This window comes from Microbispora sp. ZYX-F-249 (assembly GCF_039649665.1).
Classification (GTDB): Bacteria; Actinomycetota; Actinomycetes; order Streptosporangiales; family Streptosporangiaceae; genus Microbispora; species Microbispora maris.
Genome location: NZ_JBDJAW010000146.1, coordinates 1 through 890, shown reverse-complemented (window position 1 = coordinate 890; position 890 = coordinate 1). Strand labels below are relative to the sequence as shown.

Here is an 890-nt window from a genome sequence, read left to right as displayed (position 1 = left end):
AGACCTCCTAACAGAATGATCTCCGTTGTGGTTTGATCTCTCGCTGTAGTCGGCGAGAGGAGTGGCAGGTGGCGCGGCTGAAGCCGTGGGAGGTCAGCGACGAGTTATGGGCGGTCATCGAGCCATTGCTGCCCAAGCACCAGCGCCGGACCCGCTACCCGGGCCGCAAGCGGCTGGATGACCGCCAGGTGCTGCAGGGCATCTTGTTCGTTCTGCACACCGGCATCGCCTGGGAGCACCTGCCGCAGGAACTGGGCTACGGCTCAGGCATGACCTGCTGGCGACGCCTGGCCGAGTGGCAGAAGGCCGGGGTCTGGCAACGCCTGCATGAGGTCCTGCTCGATCGCCTGCGCGCCGCCGACACGCTCGACTTCTCCCGCGCTGTCGTGGACTCCTCCCACGTCAGAGCGCTAAAAGGGGGGCGCAGACCGGCCCGAGCCCAGTCGACCGAGGCCGCCCGGGCAGCAAGCACCACCTGATCACCGACGCCACCGGCATCCCGCTCGCGTTCACCCTGACCGGCGGCAACCGCAACGACGTCACCCAGCTCGTGCCGCTGCTGGAGGCCATCCCGCCCGTCCGCGGCAAGCGCGGCCGGCCCCGCCGACGCCCCGATGTCGTTCTCGGTGACCGCGGCTACGACCACGACAAGTACCGTCGGCTCGTCCGGGCACTGGGCGTGCGCCCGCAGATCGCCCGACGCGGCACCGAGCACGGCTCCGGCCTGGGCAAACAGCGCTGGGTCGTCGAGCAGGCCATCGCCTTGCTGCACAGCTTCCGCAGGCTCCGCATCCGCTGGGAAGTCCGCGAGGACATCCACCGCGCCTTCCTCAGCATCGGCTGCGCCCTGATCTGCTGGCGCCGCCTCGGCTCATTGCGTTAGGAGCTCT

1 protein-coding gene is annotated in these 890 nt (G+C 69.1%); it reads left to right on the top strand.

Annotated features, from left to right (window positions below; all coding sequences use genetic code 11):
• The first annotated feature begins 68 nt into the window (after positions 1-68).
• Positions 69-883 (top strand): IS5 family transposase gene (locus tag AAH991_RS40140; RefSeq protein WP_428834101.1). Its coding sequence is split into 2 segments (ribosomal slippage): positions 69-423 and positions 423-883, totalling 816 coding nucleotides; the frame shifts between segments, so codons are not numbered across the junction.
• Positions 884-890: the final 7 nt, after the last annotated feature.